Here is a 22,256-nt window from a genome sequence, read left to right as displayed (position 1 = left end):
AATATGAGGATTAAATAAAGTAAAACAACAGCATAACCAATGCGGCAATAAAAGTATTTAAAAAGTTAACAGCATTATTACCGATAATGCCTTTGCGCTCCAACAATGCCCCAAATACCGAATCACTTAAATTTCCGGCTGTGCCCGCTATAACTATCCAAATCAGGTTCAGGCCCCAGCCAAAACCAATGCCATAAATTAAGGCTATTATACAGCTTCCTGCAATACCAATTAGCGTACCTTCTGCGCTTATTACGCCATCCAATCCCCGTTGGTCGGGTTTCAAGCTGATAACATTGAAAAACCTGGTGCCATAAACCGTCCCCAGTTCAGACGATAACGTGTCGGCTGTGGCCGAGGCAAACCCAGCAGCCATCATCAGCGTAAATAAATGACTATAACGGGGATAAAATAACACCAGGATGCCAATAACAGCAGGCACGCCTGCATTGGCCAATACCTGCCCGGTTGTTCGGCCACCTTTATGTTCTTCGGCTGTGGTAAACGCCTGCTTTTTATTTTGTTGCCAGGATGTAGCTGCCGACCCTAAAATAAAAAAGCTGGTCATCATAGTTATCCCTGTAAATCCGGCGCCGGTAAAAACCAGGTAAGCCACTACCCCGCCCGTTAAGGCAGCGGCAATGGTTAGCTTTTTGGCGATAACGCTATAGCTTATACCCGCGATGATAATGGCAGCCAATAAGGCATTACTGTTAAACATAATTGCCAAAGGTATTTAATGTACCGGTAATTAGGCGGTCAATTGCTACTTTTGCCACAGTATGAAAGATATTTTAGGCCAGGCCATACATAATCATTACTATAAAAAAGCAACCCACAAATTGTGGATTAACAACCAGTATGGCCCAAAGGAGGAAATGCCTATTGAAACCTATTTCAGGGACGAGGATGATATGCCGGATATTGAATGGCTTGCGCTGAATGAATGCCGCGGCGAAGTATTGGATATTGGCGCGGGTGCCGGCAGCCATGCCCTCATCCTACAAGACCGCGGCTTTGATGTAACCGCATTGGAAATTTCTGCCTTAGCAATAGATGTGATGCAGACACGCGGTGTTAAAAAAGTGGTTACCGCCGATATTTTTGAATACAACGATCATAAATACGACACCCTGTTGCTGCTTATGAATGGTATCGGCCTTACAGGTACATTATCCAACTTAAAAACTTTCCTGCAGCATACCAAACTGCTGCTTAATAAAGGTGGACAGTTGCTTTTTGATTCATCTGATATTGCTTACCTGTACGAAGGAAGCCTGCCCGACACCGGCAAATACTACGGAGAACTTAGCTACCAGTATCAATACAATCGCCAAACATCCGATTGGTTTCCGTGGCTTTATATCGACGAAAAAACGTTAACCACTATTGCCAACGAAGCCGGTTATGACATGGAAGTTTTACTGGAAGATGAATATCAGCAATACCTGGTTAGATTGAGCCTCCTCTAAATCTCCCCCTGAAGGGAGAGACTTTTAAAACTATAGGGGCTATTGACGATTTTTCCGTTATAATGATCCATATACTCCCTTGGCGATTTACCGGTTACCGAACGGAATACCCGGTTAAAGTTGGTAATGCTTTTAAAACCACATTGATAAGCCGCCGCCGAAATACTTTCAACTTTATTGGCATTTAATATCTTACAGGCCTCGTTGATACGCACTTCGTTTAAAAAAGTGACGAATGTGTTACCTGTATGCTTTTTAAAATACCTGCAAAACGATTCGGACGTCATAAAGGCGGCTTTAGATACATCCTCCAGCGTTATAGGCTCCGTATAGTTTTGCATGATGTAATTGTAAATGTTACCTATCCTAATGCCCTCATTTTCGGTGATTCCGGGTAAATTACCATAAGATGATAGCGGCTGCAGCTGTTCGTTTATCTCGCTTAAGCCTTTCATCAGTTTTATAAACTGGATAAGTTGCCCGGCACCAGTGGTATCTCTTAAGGCAGTCATATTAATAATAGCCTTTTCCACATCGGGCAAGGGCACCTTAAATCCTTGCTGATGGTGTTGTATAAATAGCTTAAAGGCCCTCATTTCCGGCAGCTCAAACAGCGGCGTTAATATTCCATCGGGATTAAAAAAAATACTCAGTGCGCTTATCGCATCCTCTGTTTCATTTTCAAAATATTCGGGATTGCTTTTAAACAGGTGCGGCAAATTTGCACCTATTAAAAAAACATCGCCGGGCGCAAAATGGTGCATATTATTGCCGGCTATAAGTGTACCCTCCCCCTTTTGTATCCAGGTAATTTGCGCCTCTTTGTGCCGGTGCAGGTAAGGGTAAAAATAAGGCAGGCTAAACTGATCGGCAATTACGCTTTTATCATGTGGTACAGGAATGGTAAACTGTAAAACTTTCATCTGCAATTGCCTATTAACAAGCAAATATTATCATAAAATTGCTTATTTGTAAAATTATTCGGCTAATATCTGTCAAACACTACTAAAATAAGACAAAAAAATCCCCCGGCTGATTATTAAGCCGGGGGATTATTAAGCTATAGGTTGTTGTTAAAAGTGTAATGCCAGTTTGGTAAACATCCTCATACCGTTAAAACCCATTTGTACAGCATCAAAAGGACCGCCCGATTCACTATCACCCCATGATGATTGATGCGCGCCTTCTGTAACAGCTAAATCCGGGTGTACGTTAAATATGTTATCTACACCAACTGTCCATGAAATTTGCTTTGATATTTTATAAGAAACGTATATATCGGTAGTAGCTTTTCCGTGGAAAACAAAGTTTTCGGGAACAACACCTTTGCCGTTATCCAAATCAACATAAGGGTCCCAACCATTACCCGATGCAGAAGTATTAGCGCCGCCCGGGCCATCAGGGTTGGCGCCTGGTACGCTGCTATAACCGAAGCCTTGGGTGGTCAGTTTGCCATAATAGGTAATATGGCTACCGGCGGCAAATTTACCATATCCGTATTCAAGCCCTAATGAGAATTTTTCGGCGGGAGCTGAAGCCTTTAAAAAGGCCGCTTCCCTTGTGCTAAAGTATGCTTGCTGGTGTGCATAGGTATCATTCAGCGCGGCCGGAATATTAACCTTATTGATGGTTATCCCTTGAATGTTACCGGCAAATAAAGCTGTGAATTTATTTTTACCCCATGATTTGCGATAATCTAACACAATGTCAATACCTCTGTTAGTTGTATTAACCGCATTGGTAAAGAAGTTGGCATTTGATACATTATTAGCTATAAGGTAGTCTTTTAGTGCGGCTACCGAGGTATCAAAAGCACCTGTAATTACTATCCTGTTTTTAATTTTAATGATGTAACCGTCAACTGTGACATTAAAATCATGCGTTGGTTTCCATGTAAAGCCTAAGCTGGTATTGGTTGAGGTTTCCTGGGTAAGCTTTGGAATCCCTACCTGGCGGGCGGCATCGGCATAATTTGGAATCAATTTAGCGTAAACCAGTTCACCTGCAATAATGTTAGTATTGGTATTACTAAAATTCATTTGTTGCAGTGAAGGCGCCCTAAAGCCGGTACTAAATGATCCCCGTACATTAAAGTTGTCGCTTACTTTATAGCGGGATGCTAATTTAAATGTGCTTACCCCTCCAAAATCCGAATAATGTTCAAGCCTGGCTGCACCGTCAACCAACCAATCTTTGGTTACATCTAAAGTACCTTCAATATAGGCGGCCTCATTTGTTCTGTTGGCTGTGGTTGCATCAGTTGGCTGGTAACCAGGATACCCTTCGGAACCGGAAGCTTTAGGAACACCGTTTAACAAAGCTCCGCCATTTCTGTAGGAGTCGGGCTCGCCAGCGTATAGCTTATAGCGCTCATACCTGTACTCTCCGCCAAATGACAGCGTAAATCCTTGAGCCACATGTTCAAAATGTTTGGTTACGTCTAAATTGGCTGTGTTTTGTAAAAAGTTGAACCCGCCGTCATTAAACCTGGTTTTGGTATATTGCTCTGGTAAGGGCAATGAAGCATTAAAGGTTTGGTTACCCCAATAATGGAAATCATTATAGCCTGTATTATTACTCAAATCCCAGTCCCAGCCATCACCAATAGTCCCCTTAAAGCCCAATGCAGCCGACATATCTTTTATATAAACATCTTCCTGCGGGTTATAATATACATTGGCAGTGTCCAAAGCTCCCGGCGTAGGGTCAAAAACACGCATAATACCGGGTACAAATATCATCTTTCCGTTTTCGTCAGTCGGAAATTTTATGTGATTACTTGCGCTGCTCCACCTGCGTGTCCAGGCGTAAACATTGGAGTGTTTATAGTTATAACCGCCAAAAGAATAAAATGTGGTTTTACTGCCGGCAAGCGGGATTTCCATATTATACATTCCGCCGCCTGACTTTACAGATCCATCGCCAAAAGCCCGTCGCCAGGCATCAACACTCAGGGCATTGGGGTTGGTATCCCAATTTGTTTCGGGTACGGCCCTAAACGTTTTACCCTGATCCATAAAGTTACCGCCAAAATTGATAAAGCCACCATTTTTACCAATAGCCAGCCCGTAGTCCATCCCTAAAGTAAATGTTTTACCGTCAATCTGCGAACCGGTATAATATTGGCTCGGGTCGACGTTGTTCAATGTATTGTATTTATGATCGTAGTAACCACTGCCACCGATGTTGATATTCAGTTTATTTACATCTTTCTTCAAAACAAGATTGACAACACCGGCGATGGCATCAGAACCGTATTGCGCCGAAGCACCATCACGCAAAATCTCCACCCGGTCAATAGCAGCTTCGGGTATGGCATTTAAATCAGTACCGCTATTGCCGCGGCCGCGGGTACCCACCTGGTTTACAAAGGCGGATAGGTGACGGCGTTTGCCATTAATGAGTACCAATGTTTGATCGAAACCCAGGCCCCGCAAACTGGCGAAGTCAATGGCGTCAGATCCGTCGCCGCCGCTTTGCTTGTTGTAGTTAAATGAAGGCACAGCCTGGTTTAGCTGGCTCATCAAATCGGGCTTGGCCGTGGTTTCGCCTATCTGGTTCATCCGGAGTACGTCTACAGGTACGGGCGAATCCATTTTAGTACGACCACCGCCGCGGCTTCCTACAACTACTACCTCTTTTAACCCTTCGGCCGAAGGTGCAAGATCCATATTCAATACCTTGGTTTCACCGGCAGCAAGCTGAATTGAGACTGTTTTCTTCTCAAGCCCTATAGCCGAAAAACTTACCTGGTAACTGCCCGCTTTTAATGTTAAACTGTACTTGCCATCTGCATCTGTAATAGTGCCCGTGCCTGTAGGTACCACCTTAACCGTGCCCGCAGTAACGGGCTGCCCCGCGCTTGTAACAGTTCCCGTTAGCTTTTGGGCAAACACCGGCAGGCAGGCCAGTAGCAATGCCCCGAAAAGGAAAAAATGTAGTTTTAAATTCATGCTTTTGTTTGATTGGGTTGATTGTCATGTTAATTAATCAACAAAATAGCAATAAATTCTAATTAAATATCATTTTTGTTACAAAACACATAAAAAAAAGAACAATTTTTATATAGTATTTTATATTAGACATTAAAATTTAAACGTTTTAATGAAATTAACTGGTTAATTTTTAACAAATTTTACAGATATATCAAAAAAATATAATTTCAAATCAATAATTTTATGATATTTTATACGAAAAAACGTTTTTAGTAGTAAAATAGTTGTTTTTTTTCACTAATTCAATTTCAAATACAATTATTTACATTAAAAAATTACTCATTAATAATTCATAGTGTTATAAATACACTTAAAATCATATTACAACTTTAAATGCGAAGGCCGCTAACACTATGTTTTAGCCCCGGGAATTAATCGACAATATTTTCGTGCCCTGCTATTTTCCCGATCGGCACATGTAACGATATTGGCATATTTTAAAATGATTAATTTTCATAACTTTATCTCAATCCAGATAAACCTAATAGCGTAGGCTCTATAATAATGTCGGTACCAATAACTTGGCGGTAAATACTTCGGCTGGCTTATTTTGTTATCTATTATTATTAAGCTATGCTACCTAAATCAATCGCAATGAAAAAAAGCATTGTTCTTTTACTGATGGTATTACCCTTTACATGCCTGGCGCAGGTAAATATATCGGGCAAGGTTATTAACCAGGCCAACGGCGAACCCGTAGGTAGCGCCAGTATTTTTTTAAGCAATGCCACCATTGGTACAAAAACTTCAAACGACGGGAGTTTTACCTTAAATAAAGTTAAAACCGGCAAGTACAACCTTGTAGTTTCCATCATCGGTTTTGAAAGCTATCACCAGGTTGTTATAGTTAACAATATTGGGATCACACTGCCTGATATCCACATTATTCCTAAAACCATCAGCTTGATGGAGGTAAAAATAAAGCCGCAAAACAATGCCAACCGGCAGCGTAACATCCAGTTATTTATAAATGAGTTTATAGGCACATCTGCATTGGCCAGGGAGTGTAAACTCATTAATCCGGACATACTGGATGTTGATTTTGATGAAGCCACCAATACGTTAACTGCATCGTCTGTTGATTTCCTGGTTATTGAAAACCGAGGCCTGGGCTATCGCCTAAAATACCTGCTTGCAGATTTTTTTAACAACCGCAACTATTACGGCAGCCTTAAAACACACTTTGAGGGCTCTGTACTTTTCGAAAATTTGACAGGTACACCTGCCGAAGAAAAACGATGGAAGAAAAACAGGGAGCAGGTTTATGAAAACTCGCCGATGCATTTTTTACGTTCGGTTATAACCAACCAGGTTGAGGAGGAAGGCTTCAGGGTATTTCAATATGCTAATGAACCAAATCCGGAACGCCCTGGTGATGATTTGATAACGGCTAAAATCAATCAGTTTACAAAGCTGAGAGCAGCAGGTAACAAACGCTATACCGATTCGCTCTCCTACTGGGTTAAAAAATCAAAACTTGATAAAACCTATCTAAACCTCAGGAACTTTTTCCTTAATCAATCGGATATTTTAAAGCCAACTGATGTAACCAAAATGTACGCGCTTAACTGCGAAACGGATGGTTTACATGTAACCTACAATAAAGACCGTCGTTTTAGTAAAAGCGGAGCATTAAATCACCTGAACGAATTTTACAATACTGAAACCTCGTTGATTACTTTTAATACACCCTACGCATTGGTTGATAATAACGGTGGCCTGGTTGACCCAAACAGTTTATCATACAGCGGCGCATGGACCCATTACCGTGTTGCCGAGCTATTGCCTGTTGATTATGAGCCGCTACAACATGCACCAGCTGCACCAGCAGCTATATTAGCCGAAGAAGCTATGGCCAAATTAAAAAACTACGCCGAAATACATGTCAATGAAAAAGCATACCTGCATTTTGACAAACCATATTATGCAACCGGCGACACCGTTTACTTTAAGGCCTATATAACCCAGGGCGACAATCATGAACCGACCAGGACAAGTGGCATATTACACGTCGACCTTATCAATACAGCCGATAAGATTGACCGCTCAATCAAATTAAAAATTGCTGATGGCGTAGCCTGGGGCGATATCGTGCTGCCCGATTCATTACCAAAAGGAAACTACAGGATAAGAGCTTACACGAACTGGATGCGTAACGATGGTGACGACAATTATTTTGAACAGATGATACCAATTGGATCAACCAATGAAACCAAGGTATTTGAAAACAGTACTTCTAAAAAATTAAAGAACATTGGTACACAAGCCGATGTTCAGTTTTTTCCTGAAGGGGGCCGCTTAATTAACGGTGTAAAAAGTAAAATAGCCTTTAAGGCAATATTGCCGTCTGGATTGGGTGGGAATATTACCGGCGAGGTGCTCGATAATGACGATCAAAAGATTGCAGAGTTTTCATCGGTACATTTAGGGATGGGGTATTTTTACCTGACACCGCAACAAGGCAAAATTTACAAAGCAAAATTAACTCATACCAACGGGGCAACAAGCACATTAAATTTGCCCGTTGCCGAAAACAAGGGCCTTGTATTATCAATAAACAATGATTCGATACCTAAAGCTACCGCCCGGATAGAAGCAAGCAAGGCTTATTTTGAGGAACACAAAAACCAGGATTACACGCTGCTTATTTGGTCGGGCGGGATAATTACTCCAATAGCCTGTAAATTAGATAAGGCTGTTATAGAAGTTGACATTTTGAAACGGAAACTATTCACCGGGATAACTAAGGTTACCCTGTTTTCGCCGGCGAACGAACCTTTGGCCGAGCGGTTGATTTTTGTACAAAACTATAACCGGTTAAACTTAAATGTAAATACAGATAAACCAGACTATACTAAACGAGGGAAAGTAAACATCAACCTAAACGTACAAAACAGGGCCGGCGATGCGACTGAAGGACATTTTTCTGTTGCTGTGACTGATGCAGAAAAAGTAAGCATTGACGAAAATGATCAAAATTCGATATTCGCCAGCCTGTTATTAACCAGCGATCTTAAGGGATACGTAGAAAAGCCTAACTATTATTTTAACAACATTACAGCCGAAACCACGGCCAACCTTGACCTGGTAATGCTAACACACGGGTATCGCCGTTTTGAATGGAAACCGATATTGACAAATAGCTATCCAGAAGTAGCTTATCAGCCCGAGACCGGGCTTAATATAAGCGGCGTAGCAAAAAGTATATGGGGAAACCCGGTAAACAAGGGGCTTGTATCGCTTTTACCACGCGGCGGCGGACAAATAATTAACCAGTTTACCGCAACTGATGGCAGTTTTAGCTTTGATAATTTGATGTTTAATGATAGTACACGTTTCATTTTACAGGCGGTAACTTCAAAAAACAGCAACAACACCGTACTCACCCTAAAAAATGACAAGCCTGGGCCAATTGTAATAACAAATAATGCCGGTAGCAAAAACGAAGTTGACTGGCTGATGACAGCTTATATTGATAATAGTAAAAAGCAACAGGAAAGTGCTTCGAAATTTAACAGCAAAAAAATTATCAACCTTAAAGAAGTAAAAATTAAAACTATAAAAAGATCTGATAATTATCGCTCATCGGCTTTAGGAGGGCCAGGCGGCGCAGATATCGTTGTACGTCGCGAAGAATTGGAACGATCAAACCTGGATATCAGGAATGTGATATTACAAAAATTTCATGGACACACAGCAGGGTACGTACTTGTTGACGGCGCACCGGGAATGGACCCAACTGACCTGAACATACGCGACATTGAAACCATGGAGTTATTTTACGGCCCTTCGGCTGCTATTTATGGAATACAAGGTGCCCGTGGTGTTTTAGTAATAACAACCCGGCAAGGTAGGGGATTGCAGGCTAAAGACATTCCATCAAAAGGGATTCTCCCCATAACTGTTGCTGGTTTTTACAAAGCACGCGAGTTTTATAGCCCGAAATATGATGGCCCTGCAACTAATCAACCCGATTTACGCAGTACCATTTATTGGAACCCCGAGGTAATTACCGACAAGGACGGCAAAGCAAACTTTAGCTTTTTTAACGCCGACGGAACCGGAAAATACCGTGTAATTATTGAAGGTATTGATAACGACGGCAATATAGGCAGGCAGGTGTATACGTATGTAGTAAATTAAAAATGAGCAAAAGACTTGTTTTACTATACCTTTTGTTTTCGTCCCTTTACAGTTTAGGACAAAGCAGTGCTCCGTTGGACAAAATGGGACAAGTTGATAATGCCTTCCAAAAAAATCCGACAGCCATTATTTCGGCAGATTCTATCCTGCAGAAAATGGCATTATATAAAAACGTTCATCCATCGGGCATCCTCTACGTACATTTTGATAAAACCGTTTATACCAACAATGAGGATATTTGGTTTACAGTCTACTTGTTAAACTGTCCGTCTCCGGAAAAGCACACCACACTTTCTGTCGCGTTGATTAACGATGTTGACCGTAAAATAGCGATGGAAGAGCTATTTTTGATAAACGATGGCTTGTCGTTCGGGCACCTTACTCTACCCGATACCATTGCCCCAGGCAATTACCATTTATTGGTGTACAGCAATGTATTAGATAAAGCCGGGAAACCCGCTGATGTTTTTAGCCAGCCGCTTACAGTAAAAACAACCCGTTCATCGGGCTTTAGTGCATCTGTAAAGCTGGTAGATACCATTAGGGATAGCCATGGCAACTTAACAGCTATTGTAAGGGTGGATAGCAAAAACATCAATATCAAACCATCGGCAGATATTGAATATTCATTTGGTAAAAAAACAAACAAGGCGAAAACTAATCCTTTTGGCGAATATGCCATTAACATCCCTGCGGAGGCTGGTAATTTATTAAGAATCACTGTGAGGAAGGGTACCGATCTCCAGTTTTTAAACTTACACCTGCCGGTTTTTCGGGGATTGCCCCGCATTCGCTTTTTTCCCGAAGGTGGTAATATGATAGCGAATATTGATAATATTATTGGTTGGGAGGCCCGCTCATCAACCGGTGAATATTTAAAAATGACCGGGGTGCTATATCAAAACAACCGCGCCATTGATACTATTGAAACTAATTATTACGGCATAGGTAAGTTTAAGCTTTCACCCCAAAAAAACAGCAGTTACTCATTTAAGATAGTAAAGTCGGGCAGTTTTGCCGGTATTAAAGATACCGTTTATAATTTACCGCAGGCCCTGCCGGCCGGCCCGGTCATGCACGTTGTTAACGTTTTGGCCGGGGATACATTAACCTTACAGCTAAAAAGTACCAACAAGCAAAAAGTAAGCTTGGTGCTGCACAATTTCAAAAACATTATTGCTTACAAGGAACTGAAAACAGAACCGGTAGGTTACCAGGTAAAATTTGTGCTTACCGAAGCGCCGAAAGGCCTGGCTACAATAACACTTTTAGACAGCATTGGCCGCCCACTGGCCGAAAGGCTTTTTTTTGCCCATTACCGGCAACAAGAAAGCATCAGCCTGCAAACTGACAAAAGCGAATATAGCACGCGTGAAAAGGTTAACCTTAAACTTCATTTAAACAGCCTGGAAGGAGGCGGTATGGTATCTATCGCCTGTGTACAGGAAAACAGGGTTGAAAACGATAAACAAACGGATATAACAACCTATACTTACCTTAAACACGATCTCCAGGAACTTCCTGCCGATCCACTTGGCAAAAATTACGATAATCCAGAGTACATTAAGGATATCCTGTTGGTAAAAGGCTGGCGCAGGTACACCTGGGCGGATATGGTCAATACTGCTGCCAGGGATACAATCAATGGTTACCCGTCGGCTACCTTTAGTGGTGTAATAACCAAAACAGAAAAACCGCTTAAAAAGTCGACGACGCTAACTTTAATTGGCGGCCGCAATATTAGATCAATCAACACGGGCGGTACCGGAACTTTTGAGATACCGGAAAATAATTTATTAACGGAACCCGGTAAAAAAGTAATGCTGATGGTGGCAGATAAATACCCCGAGCTATTTGAAATTGCTTATACGAATCCATATAAAAAACGCAATCAAAACCTTGCAGACAACATTTCAATTGACCAAGCGAAACTGGCACGGGAAACAAACACCAATTCGCAAACTATACCCGGTTTTGAAAAAGCCATAGCCTTAAGGGAAGTGGTGATTAAAGACAAAACGACTGACAATATTTATGGCATTAAATGGCATGCGGATGAAGGTACCTGTGATGATTATGTATGCCTTTATAATTTTTTAAATTGTTCGGCACATAAAAAAGGCTATACCGGAACCACAATTCCGATAATTGGCACAACATATTCATCTGAACGGTATGGAAACATTGTTTACAAAGGGTGTATCCTATCAAAAAAGGCTGCCGAACCTAAATACAAAATTTCTATTGCCGGGATAAACCTGCCAAAAGAATTTTACCCTATCGATTCAACCATGGTAACCGCTCCGGAGCCGCAATACGTATCTACCATTTATTGGAATTATGGTGTAAAGTTAAAACCTAACGAAGATGTTAACCTCTCCTTTTACACCGGCGATATCACTGGTAGGTTTCGCATTATTGTACAAGGAGCAGGCGAAAATGATGTATTTACCAACCAGCTCAACTTTACCGTAAAAAAGAAAGTTGATCCATAAAAAGGTTAAAGTTTACTTTGGTTTGGGCACCCGACCTATAAACCGCGGGCCCTTTCCATCAGTTGTTTGACTATCAATCCTACCAACATAAGTTTGTCCGCAATTAATTATACATGTGCACCCGTTAGTGTGTGCATCATAAACCTTATGTTATGGGCTATCATTTAACCAAAACCATAAAATAGATAGGCGTAAAATCCAAAATCAATAGTTTTACAAAAATTTTAAAAAGAACTAAAATGTTTTTAATATTTTATGATAATTCCATGAAAACAAGTATTTTAATGGCCGGTAATTAAATCATAATGAACCAGCTCCCTAAACGCCTTTTATCTATTGATGTCCTCCGCGCCGTCACTATGTTACTCATGATATTTGTTAATGACGCCAGCGGCGTAAAGCACATTCCCGAGTGGATAGACCATGCCGATGGTAAGGCCGATGCGATGGGTTTTGCAGATACCATATTCCCTGCGTTTTTGTTCATTGTGGGGCTTTCGTTGCCTTTTGCTATAAAAAACAGGATGAATAAGGGCGATTCTTTTTCATCAATATTAACCTATATACTTACCCGTAGCGCCGCATTAATTATTATGGGCTTTTTTCATGTAAACCTGGAAAATTATGCGCTAACGGCGGGCATCGTCCCGCAGGCGTTATGGGCTATATTAATAACCATCGGTTTCTTCCTCATTTGGCTGGATTATCCTGAAACTATGGCCAAAGCAAAGCGGTACACCCTTATAGGCGCCGGTATTTTATTACTCATTGTAATGGCTATTATTTATAAAGGAGACGAAGACGGTGTTATTCAGGGTATGCGCCCTTACTGGTGGGGTATTTTGGGCATTATAGGCTGGGCTTACCTGGTATCGGCGTTGGTATACCTTTTAGCCAAAGGAAAAATGAATATCCTGATAATTGTACTGCTCTGTTTTGTAGCTATAAATATTGCCAGGCATGCCGGTGTTTTCAAATTTAAAATCCCGGTACTGGGCGATGCATCGGCTGTATGCCTGGTAATGGGTGGTGTTATCATCTCCGAGCTTTATGCGCTGCTTGTATCAAAAAATAAAACACAATTGTTGTGGGTAATATTTGGCGCAACAGCATTGCTACTAATTGTATTAGGTTTATTAATCCGCCCGTACGCCGATGGAATTTCAAAAATACGCTCTACCCCCGCCTGGATCTTTATCTGTAGTGGCATAACCCTATTGTTTTTCGAGCTGATGATTTTCCTGGTAGATGTTAAGGGTAAAAAGAATTGGTTTAAGCTGATATGGCCCGCCGGCACCAGTACACTTACCTGTTACCTGATGCCCTATTTCCAGGTTTATATTTTGAAACTTTTTCACCTAAAGTATCCCGATGTTTTTAATTATGGAGCCATCGGGCTTGCGCGTTCGATGGCAACCGCTTTTATACTGATTGCCCTGGTTGGTTTAATGGAAAAGAAACGAATCCGCCTGAAAATTTGAAGTCCTGAGCCTGAAGTATTAAGTCCTAAGTCGGAAGTCTTGAATTGAAAGTGACAATTTAAAATTCGCCTTGTACTTAAGACTATTGACTTCAGAATCAGGACTTAAGACTTACTACTTAACACCCGCAGCCCACATCATAGCATTTGTAACCAACTTTACCCAGGCCGGGTTATCCAGCAGGTTTGGTGAGTGACCCATAAAAATATAAATGTTCCGGGCCTTAACGTGCTCATTAGTCCACACCACGGGGTGATCGCCCATTTTTACATCACCTTGTGGATCGTAGGTCGATTCATTAACACTTGCCAGTACGTGTACATTGGGCCGGGGGCTTTTATCATAGGTATACCACTCCTCCTGTTCAATCCGGAAGGATGCCGGTAGGCCCTTGATTACGGGGTGCTGCCTATCCTCCACGTTCACCGTGCCTTTGGCAAACGTTCCTATATAATTTTTCCAGCTGATGCCTCCCATAAAATCCGAAAACCATTGCCATTCATGAAATCCGTCAAACTCGCCAAGCAAGGTGGCATGGTGAAATCCAACCCATCCTCCCCTGCCTTCGGCAATATATTTTTGAAAAGCGGATACGGCTTTATCGGGCCAGCCGTAGGGTACATAATCCAATTGCAAAAACAATTGGTAATGGCTTAAAAATTCATCGTCAATTTTATCTGGCTTTTGGATATAATCGATAGTAAACCCCTTTTCGGCAGCCAATTTATTCAACCACACAATTGCCCGGGTTGAAAAGGCGATGTGATGCCCACCATTTTCATATAAGGCCAGCACCTTAAAATGCTTGGGCTGGGCTTTTAAACTAACCGAGGCAAAAACAATGAGTGTAATTAGGGATAGTATTTTTTTCATGGATATTATTATCATTAGTAGCCAAACCCGAAGGCTATATTTTGTTGATTTATTACTCGTGCAAGGCAACCGCAAGCAAGTACCACGCAGTGTGCGGCAGCCACTGCTCGGCCCAACGCCAGTCGTAGTCCTTATGAATCTGGGCGTATGACAAGTTAAAATCGATATCATTTTCATCATACAGGCCCGATGTTATGCCATTTACAATGCCACCCGGAGCATTTGTATACTCAAACGTACCAAAAAAACCATATGCGGGGTTATTGTGACCTGTACCCTGCAGCATGCTGGCATCAAACGGGTTAAGGCCTAATACCCAGTTCAATTGATCAACAGCAAAAGTTTCCAATTGATCATGAAATGGCTTATCATCGATAAACAAACCGGCGGCAAGCCTCGCAGCCGTCGCCATTGATGATAAACGGGCATTCTCACCCTGCCACCACGGCGATGCATCGCTGCCTTGCGGGAAGAAGAACGATGTGCGCCTGTTGCCCAACGTATCCTGTACCAGCTGGCGACTGTAGCCAAAAGGATTATTCACTTCATGTGTCACCTTAAACTCAAACTCAAACGAACTTTTGATTACTTTTTTTATGGATGCCTGCATCATAGCATCGGCATAAGGATAATAATAAACCAGGCTGGTTACGGGCAAGCCTGCATCTGATGGGTGGAAGAACGGCCTGTCGGTACTATCGGCACGCCAGTAGTTTTTATATTCCTTCCAATTGGATAAACGACCTAACAGGTTAGTGGCGCGTTTAGCAGCAGCAAGCAAATATTCCGGCTGTTTAGTGGCTTTATACAGCTCGGTGGCTGCACTTAAAGCACAGTAATCATCGAGGATATTTTCCTTCCCATCAAAAGCCATGAGCTTATTGTTGGCCTCCAGGAATTTAAAAGCATTTTCGGCCGCCTGCAAATATTGAGCATTGGTAAAATCGCCGCTCGCTTTTGAGGCAGATGCCATAGCCAGTGCTGCAATAGCAAAGCCCCCGCCCGACCGGTAACTGGCCTGGTAGCGGTGCCAATCGTTATTTTGGGCATCGTTTTTTAACGTTTGATCTTTTGTTTGTTTGATACGGTAAGATGCATCTTCGGCCCGGATCACCCTATCCTTTGCCAACTTACCGGGGCCAGGAGCGGATACCGACCGGTAAAAGGAGCCATTTTTAGCCTGCATACGTACCAGGTAATCGGCACCATACACTGCCTCGTCCAAAACCCGGCGGTTGATCTGCCTGAAATCAGTTACCTTTTTTTCATTGAGCAATTCATTTGTTTTAAACAGGCTATAAACCACTAAGGAAATCTGCTGCGGATTAAAATACAATGAGAATGACAGGTGCGATAAGTGTTTTCCATAATCGCCGGTAGCATCATACCAGCCACCGTGGGCGTCAACAGTATCGGTAGTTTTGCCGGCCAACAGCAGGTTATGGTCAGCCTTATCAATTTCGCCCGCGCTACGCTGGCCTTTAAAATAATAAACCACATCGCTCAGGGTAGCCTGCTCTAATACATTTTTACCAATTTTGAAAGGATATGAAATGATTTTTTTGCCGGGCAAATCAACCTGTATCCTGTAATTACCGGCGGTGTTAAAGCTGCTAAAATCAATTGTATAAAACTCCCGGCCTTTCCAGCCTTTCACCTGGCCGTTATATACTGGCCTGCCGGCAAAAACGGTGTTATCAGCCTCATCAAGCAACTCAAATGAACTGACAGCGTATTTTTTATCGGCAACTATAATAGCCTTTTTTGCCTGTGTATCCTCGTAGCCCACCTGGTTGGTAACTACTTTTATGTTTTGAGCAAGAGCCATGACGGGAAGGGCAATCGCGATAACTAACGCGAGTAACGGCTGTATTTTTTTATTGATCATAACGTAGGAAGTTATGCCGAATATAAGAATTACACAGTTTATTTCATTGTAATAACTTTAATGGGTAATGGTATTGGCAATATCAGCAAAAGCGTCTGTTTGGTTTTTCACATCCTGTGCCGTTGGGGTATCCTTGCGTGCGTCAAGGCGTGTAAAAACATGCAGGTTTGAATGTACCAACTGGGCGTCAGTATTGGCGCCCGTGCTGGTTTTTGTCCCTTTGTATATCAACACGGCGCTTACCGGGTCGGCCGTATCATCTTTATCTGCTTTAAATACTTTTAGAGTGCAACCAGCGGGCAGTGTAATGCCATCCTGTAGTTGCTTACGTACGGTATTTATAACATCATTCAGCTGATCCAACGTTTCGTAGGGCCGGTAATGGAAATAATACATAGCCTCGCCCGAGGTATTGTCAACAGTAGTATACCCGATAACGGGGCCCAGCGCAGCCACAAGCGAAAGCGTTTTATTGGATGGGATTATAATCGGATCGACGAGGAAAATATGTTTAGGTTTTACATGATTGTTAAAATAGCCTTCGGCGATCAGCTCCAATATCAGGATGCTCCCCGTTGATGAACCTGCTAAACTGATGTTGGTGTATCCCTCCTGCTCCAGTTTACTGTACTCATTCATGATGGGTTGCCTCCAGGTTTTCCAGGTTGAGGATTTAAAATTATCATAGTCAACACCATGCCCGCCTAACAGTACCTGCGAGATAGAAAAGTCGGTACGGTTACCGGCCCAGGCGCGAAACTCGTCCCATTCAAAGGTGGTGGCACCGTAACCATGCACCGCAATGATGACTGGTTTAGTCGCGTCGGCCGGTGTGGGCGTTGGCTTTGCTACCGAAACCAGGTATTTTTCGGGGTGACTTAACGATGGATCTGGAAATTTGCCGCCATCCAGCATGGTATTATCAATTTTGGGATTTTTGCCACAAGCCGAAAGTAATAGCCCTGCAGTTAAAATGGTAATTATAACTTTTTTCATGGCTACAGTTTTGCGATATTATAAGTTACACTCAATTGGTAAAAAAACGGGTACAAAGTTCCCGCGCCCGATGTTCCGTTACCGGTTATGGCATTATAGCCAAATGACAGGTTTAATTTTGCCGGAAATTTAAAAGCGTAGGATAAGCCTGCATCGCCGGATACGATGGCCGATGTATGGGGTAAACTATCAAATATTGGCGAACCATAGTCGGCAGTAAAATAACCCAGGTTCGCCCGTAAAAAGGGTTGAAGCGAATGTGCGGGCCTGAATTTATAAGTGCCGGATACAAACACGTTATCTTGCTTAATAGCATTTGTTCCCCACGCGGTACCCAGCCTGCTGGTAACGTAGGCTGCCCCGAGCACCCAACGGCGGGTGAGGTTATACTGGCCGGTTATTCCGTTTTCGTAATAAAGGCCAACACTTTTTTGAAAGCGCATCCCTACATCAAAAGTGTGTACCTGGGCTGTCACCGGTTTGCAAAATGCAATAATCAGCAGGAGTAAAACAACATATGTGTTTTTCATGAATCATATATAAGCCGGGCTTTGATTTACCGGTGAGGTTTAATTGATATGTTATTGTACCGGCTTAAAATCCGGGTGCCCGGCCTGCCATAAAGCAAAGGCGTACTGTGTGGCAAAGTTACGGTAAGCAATTTCTTTGTTCTCCGTAAAGTGGCCGTTGTTGTAATTTACCGACATTAATACCGGTTTGCCTGATGATGTGGCATTTTGCAAAGCCGCCGCAAACTTTCCCGGCTGCCAGACAATAACACGTGGGTCATTCATCCCTCCTACACAAATTACAGCGGGATAAGCTGTACCGTCTTTAACATGCTGCAAAGCATCCATCTGGTATAAGGCCCGCGATTCAACCGAATCCTTTACGGTACCAAACTCTTTGGTGTTATTCAGGCCATTTGGCGAATTTTCCATCCGCAGGGCGTTACTACAACTTACATTACTAATCGCTGCAGCATACAGGTCAGGGCGTTCGGTAATGGCGCGGCCTATTAAAATACCACCCGCGCTGGTTCCTTCGCCTATCAGGTGCTTAGCGCTTGTATAATGGTTATCTACCAGGAATTGGCCCGATGCGTTAAAATCCTGCCAGGTGTTAGGTTTGGTTTTCTTGAAGCCGGCCTTGTACCATAACTGCCCCTTTTCGCCCCCGCCGCGCACGTGGGTTTCGGCAACTATCACCCCTCTGTTCATCAACGCCAGTTCATAAATACTAAAATACGGGGTAGATGAAACGCCATAGGCGCCATACCCTGTCATATAGCAAATTGCGTTACCATCCAGTTTTACATTTTTGTTGTACATAATGGTGAGCGGTACCATAGTTCCGTCCAAACCTTTAATTTCCTTTTCTTCTACTATGATATCGTTTACGCCAGGATATTTCAGTTTAGGTGCCCATGGGGCCAGTTTTTGTTTCCCGGTAAGCGGATTATAATTGTAAATGGTAAACGGCTGCTTCCATGAAGTTAGGCCCAACAACACATCATTGCTGGTCACTTCCAGGGGATTTACAAAAGCCTGCCCGGTAAACGGTAATGTAATTTGGGCAGAGTTCCGTTTTGCGAAATTGTATTGGTAGGCTGTTGAATTAATACCATCGTTAGTGGTAAAATACATATAGTCCTTACTCCTGCTTATATTATCTATAGTAGCCGCAAGTTCGGGAATTATAGTTTCGGCATCGGCAACATCCAGGTTATTGATATTGGTTTTGGTGATTTTAAATTTTGTGGCTCCCTCATAAGTAAGCATGTATATATCGGCACCGTTGAAAAAATAATCGGTTACATGATCCTCTGTTTTAAACAACCTTCGCCAACTGATAACTGGTTTCAATAATTCGGTTGCCGGTGCATAAAAGGAGTTTAAATCCTGGTTAACTCCATCCAGCGAAGCTACGACGTAATTATGGCCGGCTGTATAGGTTATTCGGCAAATATCTTCCGTTTTAATGGACAGGTTAGGATATTTTATCCGACTAAAAATCAGTTTATCTGCTGATGCTTTTGTGCCAACCACGTGGTACATAACGCGGGTATCGGTCATTGAACTTTCCGCGGTATTGTCGCCGTTATTTTGCAATGTGTAAATAAAGCCCTTACCATCCGGCGACCATCCGCTTACTCCAAACCACGATGGGTAGATAGTTTCAGGATACAGCGTTTTAGTATCTACATTCATCACATGAATGGTTGATGTTTCTGATCCGCTTACAGATACCCCAAAAGCTATTTTTTTACCGTCATCGCTCGGCAAAAAATAGTTGATAGAATATTGTTTCCCTTTTACCGGCTTGGGGTCGTACAATAAAATTTCCGTTCCCGTTTCGCCAGGGCGGTAATACAATTTGCCAACATTTTGCCCGGTTATGGTTTTTTTGTAAAAATAACGACCACCCTTTTTCTTCAAGCCACTTATTTTAAACGGCTCCAACGAGTCATAATACTTCAGCGTTTTTACCAAACTGTCCCGGCCGGGAATTTTATCTATGATGCTGTTGGTGTAGTCGGCTTGCGCCTTAAACCAACTTTTAACGGTAGTATCTTTGGTATCTTCAAGCCAGCGGTAATTGTCGGTAACCTGCATGCCAAAATAGGTATCAATTACCGGCTTTTTTGGTGTTGCCGGTGCCTGTGCATACAGGTGAGCTGCAATATGCACAGCAATAATGAGGGGCATTATTTTTTTCATTAAGATAAGATTTCCAGCAATTTATATAATAATTTTTGATAGAGATTAAATTCCGATCAAAAAGCGTAAAAACACCTAAGGGAAAGGCGTTTAAGTACTCAAATTGTTATTTAGTTCATCAAACAAACACCGTTGTTTTTGGCTGGCAGAAGTTTGAAAAATCAATACCTTTAACCATCAATTATAAAATCATGAAAAAAGCAGGCTTATTCCTCGTATTCACACTTTTAGTGGCTTTTCATTCGTTTGGGCAAGACCAAAAGGCTATGTTATACAGCAAAGACCCCCAACTTGCCAAAAACAAAAAACTGGTTTATGATTTTTGGCGCGAGGTGCTTGAAGGCGGCCATCTTAACCTTGCCGCAAAATACCTGCTGCCAACCTACATTCAGCATAACCCCAATGTACCTACCGGGCGGCAAGGGTTTATTAATTTCTTTTCCAAATTTGCCAAACCTTTAACTATCCAGGCCACTGTAAAAGCTCCGCTGATTTCGATAGTTGCCGAAGGCAACCTGGTAGTACTTAGTTTTAAAAATGAACACCCAGATCCGAAAGCAAAAGGCAAAAAATATACCACCACCTGGTTTGATATGCTGCGTATAGAAAACGGCAAAATAGCCGAGCATTGGGATAGCGCGCTTAAAGAGTAATACATTTCTTTACCGGCTTCTCTCCCGCTTGTATTTATATAGGCTTTGTCTATTTCGTCAGCTTCTTTTTAACCATTCATCTATACAAAACCACGGTTCACCGATAAACGGTTGCCCCTTGCCCGGTCATTTATCACCTTTGAGCCAGTAACCGGGATATCGGGACATTTCCCGGCTACTGTGTTCTGTTTTTTTTCATAAGGTTGCAAGCGCCCCGTGGTTAATTCCGGGGCGCTTATTTAAACCCTCAGAACTACCCAAATGAAAAACAAATGATTAACTGAGTTTAACTATTTTAACATGATCGATAATTGGCATTGCAACGGCTGCTATATTTAATAAATTTTTTAACCAGATGATCGTTTCTAAAAAAGCCACTAATATATTCATTCATGCAGCCGGCTGGCTGGTATTCTTTGGCTTTCCGTTGTTATTCATGAACCGTACGCAGCAAAGCAGCAGCAGCACCTACAACGTTATTTTATCGCCCTATTACTGGCTGTTTTGTCTTACCTATATTTTCATGTTTTACTTTAATGCCTGGTACCTGGTACCAAGGTTTGTATTCCATAAAAAATATGTCGTTTACGGGCTTATCGTATTATTACTATCGGGCTGCGTATACTTTTTGCAGCCGTTTGATAACCTGCTTTTACATAATTTACTCAAAGAAAAACAAAGCACCACTGCCCCTATCGGGCCGCAATTGATGCCCGGGGCCGATAGCGGTAATGCCGACCCAAAAAATCTTCCTTTTGGGCCGCTGCCTCATGAGGATTTAAGGATGCAGGACCCCAGCCTGAAAAAAACGTCCAACCAAATCATTTTTATTCATCAATCGGGTAATATTGATATGGTAGGCTTGTTCATTTTCATTATTGTAATAGGTTTGGGCATAGCTATGAGTACGGTGCAAAAGTGGCAGCTTACCGAGCAAATGGTGATCAGGGCCGAAGCAGAGAAAACCCATGCCGAGCTATCCTTCCTCAAGGCACAAATCAATCCCCATTTTTTGTTCAATACGCTGAATAATATCTATGCTTTATCGGTAACGGATAGTGAACATACTTCAGAAAGCATCATGAAACTATCCAACATTATGCGTTACGTAACAGATGAAGTGACAGAGGATTTTGTGTTGCTGCAAAGCGAAATAGATTGCATCAACGATTATATTGATTTGCAAAAGCTGCGCTTGGGAAAAAAAACCAAGTTGGATTTTAACTTTTACGGCGATATGGCACAAAAGAAAGTGCCCCCGTTGGTACTGATGACCTTTATTGAAAACGTGTTTAAGTACGGCGTAAGTAAGCACGAACCTTCGGTAATCAGCATAAATTTGAAAGTAACCGACGACAAGATATTATTCACCTGCGAGAATACCATATTTGATAACCGCCCTGCAAGCAGCCGCAAAGGCATCGGTATTACAAATACAAGGCAACGGTTACAGCACATTTACCCGGGCAGGCACAGGCTAAACATTAGCCAGGAAGCCGCAATGTTTAGGGTTGAGTTGGAAATAGATGCTTAAGTTATA

Annotated in this window: 14 protein-coding genes; 6 read left to right on the top strand and 8 right to left on the bottom strand. The window is 42.3% G+C overall.

Going from position 1 to position 22,256, the window contains the following annotated elements:
• Positions 1-10: 10 nt before the first annotated feature.
• Entirely contained in the window at positions 11-721 is a 711-nt protein-coding gene (locus AC1DU2_RS19180) for a DUF92 domain-containing protein (RefSeq protein ID WP_477386097.1), read from the bottom strand.
• A 61-nt stretch (positions 722-782) separates the two neighbouring features.
• Here AC1DU2_RS19180 and AC1DU2_RS19175 point away from each other — a divergent pair, with 61 nt between their 5' ends.
• On the top strand, positions 783-1,472 hold the full coding sequence (locus AC1DU2_RS19175; RefSeq protein ID WP_477386095.1) for a class I SAM-dependent methyltransferase: 690 nt from the start codon (positions 783-785) through the stop codon (positions 1,470-1,472).
• Here the strand turns inward: AC1DU2_RS19175 and AC1DU2_RS19170 are convergent.
• Together AC1DU2_RS19170 and AC1DU2_RS19165 are read right to left on the bottom strand one after the other, a co-directional pair.
• The gene (locus AC1DU2_RS19170; RefSeq protein WP_477368056.1) at positions 1,469-2,395 is read right to left on the bottom strand and encodes an AraC family transcriptional regulator; all 927 of its coding nucleotides are present in this window, start codon (positions 2,393-2,395) and stop codon (positions 1,469-1,471) included. The two genes, AC1DU2_RS19175 and AC1DU2_RS19170, sit on opposite strands and share 4 nt — an antisense overlap.
• Positions 2,396-2,545: 150 nt before the next feature.
• Complete coding sequence (locus AC1DU2_RS19165; protein ID WP_477368059.1) at positions 2,546-5,425, bottom strand: TonB-dependent receptor; 2,880 nt, start codon at positions 5,423-5,425, stop codon at positions 2,546-2,548.
• Between the two features lie 636 nt (positions 5,426-6,061).
• Here AC1DU2_RS19165 and AC1DU2_RS19160 point away from each other — a divergent pair.
• The 3 genes from AC1DU2_RS19160 (at position 6,062) to AC1DU2_RS19150 (ending at position 13,586) form a co-directional block, all read left to right on the top strand.
• Positions 6,062-9,610: a carboxypeptidase regulatory-like domain-containing protein gene (locus AC1DU2_RS19160; RefSeq protein ID WP_477386093.1), complete on the top strand. Its 3,549-nt coding sequence runs from the start codon at positions 6,062-6,064 to the stop codon at positions 9,608-9,610.
• Between the two features lie 2 nt (positions 9,611-9,612).
• Positions 9,613-12,105 (top strand): hypothetical protein, encoded by a 2,493-nt coding sequence (locus tag AC1DU2_RS19155; RefSeq protein ID WP_477386091.1) that lies wholly within the window; start codon positions 9,613-9,615, stop codon positions 12,103-12,105.
• Positions 12,106-12,410: 305 nt separating this feature from the next.
• The gene (locus tag AC1DU2_RS19150) at positions 12,411-13,586 is read left to right on the top strand and encodes a DUF5009 domain-containing protein (protein WP_477386089.1); all 1,176 of its coding nucleotides are present in this window, start codon (positions 12,411-12,413) and stop codon (positions 13,584-13,586) included.
• Between the two features lie 114 nt (positions 13,587-13,700).
• Here AC1DU2_RS19150 and AC1DU2_RS19145 read toward each other — a convergent pair whose 3' ends face one another.
• The 5 genes from AC1DU2_RS19145 to AC1DU2_RS19125 are packed head-to-tail and all read right to left on the bottom strand — an operon-like array spanning position 13,701 to position 20,063.
• Positions 13,701-14,459 carry a ThuA domain-containing protein gene (locus AC1DU2_RS19145; RefSeq protein WP_477386087.1) on the bottom strand — a complete coding sequence of 253 codons (759 nt, stop codon included), beginning with the start codon at positions 14,457-14,459 and terminating at the stop codon, positions 13,701-13,703.
• A gap of 52 nt (positions 14,460-14,511) precedes the next feature.
• Positions 14,512-16,347: a glycoside hydrolase family 9 protein gene (locus AC1DU2_RS19140; protein WP_477386085.1), complete on the bottom strand. Its 1,836-nt coding sequence runs from the start codon at positions 16,345-16,347 to the stop codon at positions 14,512-14,514.
• A 57-nt stretch (positions 16,348-16,404) separates the two neighbouring features.
• Positions 16,405-17,343 carry an alpha/beta hydrolase gene (locus AC1DU2_RS19135; RefSeq protein WP_477386084.1) on the bottom strand — a complete coding sequence of 313 codons (939 nt, stop codon included), beginning with the start codon at positions 17,341-17,343 and terminating at the stop codon, positions 16,405-16,407.
• Between the two features lie 2 nt (positions 17,344-17,345).
• Complete coding sequence (locus AC1DU2_RS19130) at positions 17,346-17,873, bottom strand: hypothetical protein (protein ID WP_477386082.1); 528 nt, start codon at positions 17,871-17,873, stop codon at positions 17,346-17,348.
• A gap of 51 nt (positions 17,874-17,924) precedes the next feature.
• On the bottom strand, positions 17,925-20,063 hold the full coding sequence (locus tag AC1DU2_RS19125; RefSeq protein WP_477386080.1) for a prolyl oligopeptidase family serine peptidase: 2,139 nt from the start codon (positions 20,061-20,063) through the stop codon (positions 17,925-17,927).
• Positions 20,064-20,254: 191 nt separating this feature from the next.
• Here AC1DU2_RS19125 and AC1DU2_RS19120 point away from each other — a divergent pair, with 191 nt between their 5' ends.
• Both AC1DU2_RS19120 and AC1DU2_RS19115 read left to right on the top strand, forming a co-directional pair.
• Positions 20,255-20,716, top strand: a complete 462-nt coding sequence (locus AC1DU2_RS19120; RefSeq protein WP_477386078.1) for a nuclear transport factor 2 family protein — start codon at positions 20,255-20,257, stop codon at positions 20,714-20,716.
• Positions 20,717-21,071: 355 nt separating this feature from the next.
• Complete coding sequence (locus tag AC1DU2_RS19115) at positions 21,072-22,250, top strand: sensor histidine kinase (RefSeq protein ID WP_477386076.1); 1,179 nt, start codon at positions 21,072-21,074, stop codon at positions 22,248-22,250.
• Positions 22,251-22,256: the final 6 nt, after the last annotated feature.

Source organism: Mucilaginibacter sp. P4_C11, from assembly GCF_056402115.1.
The sequence above is the reverse complement of the archived record's forward strand: the minus strand, read 5'-3'. Positions and strand labels throughout refer to the sequence as shown.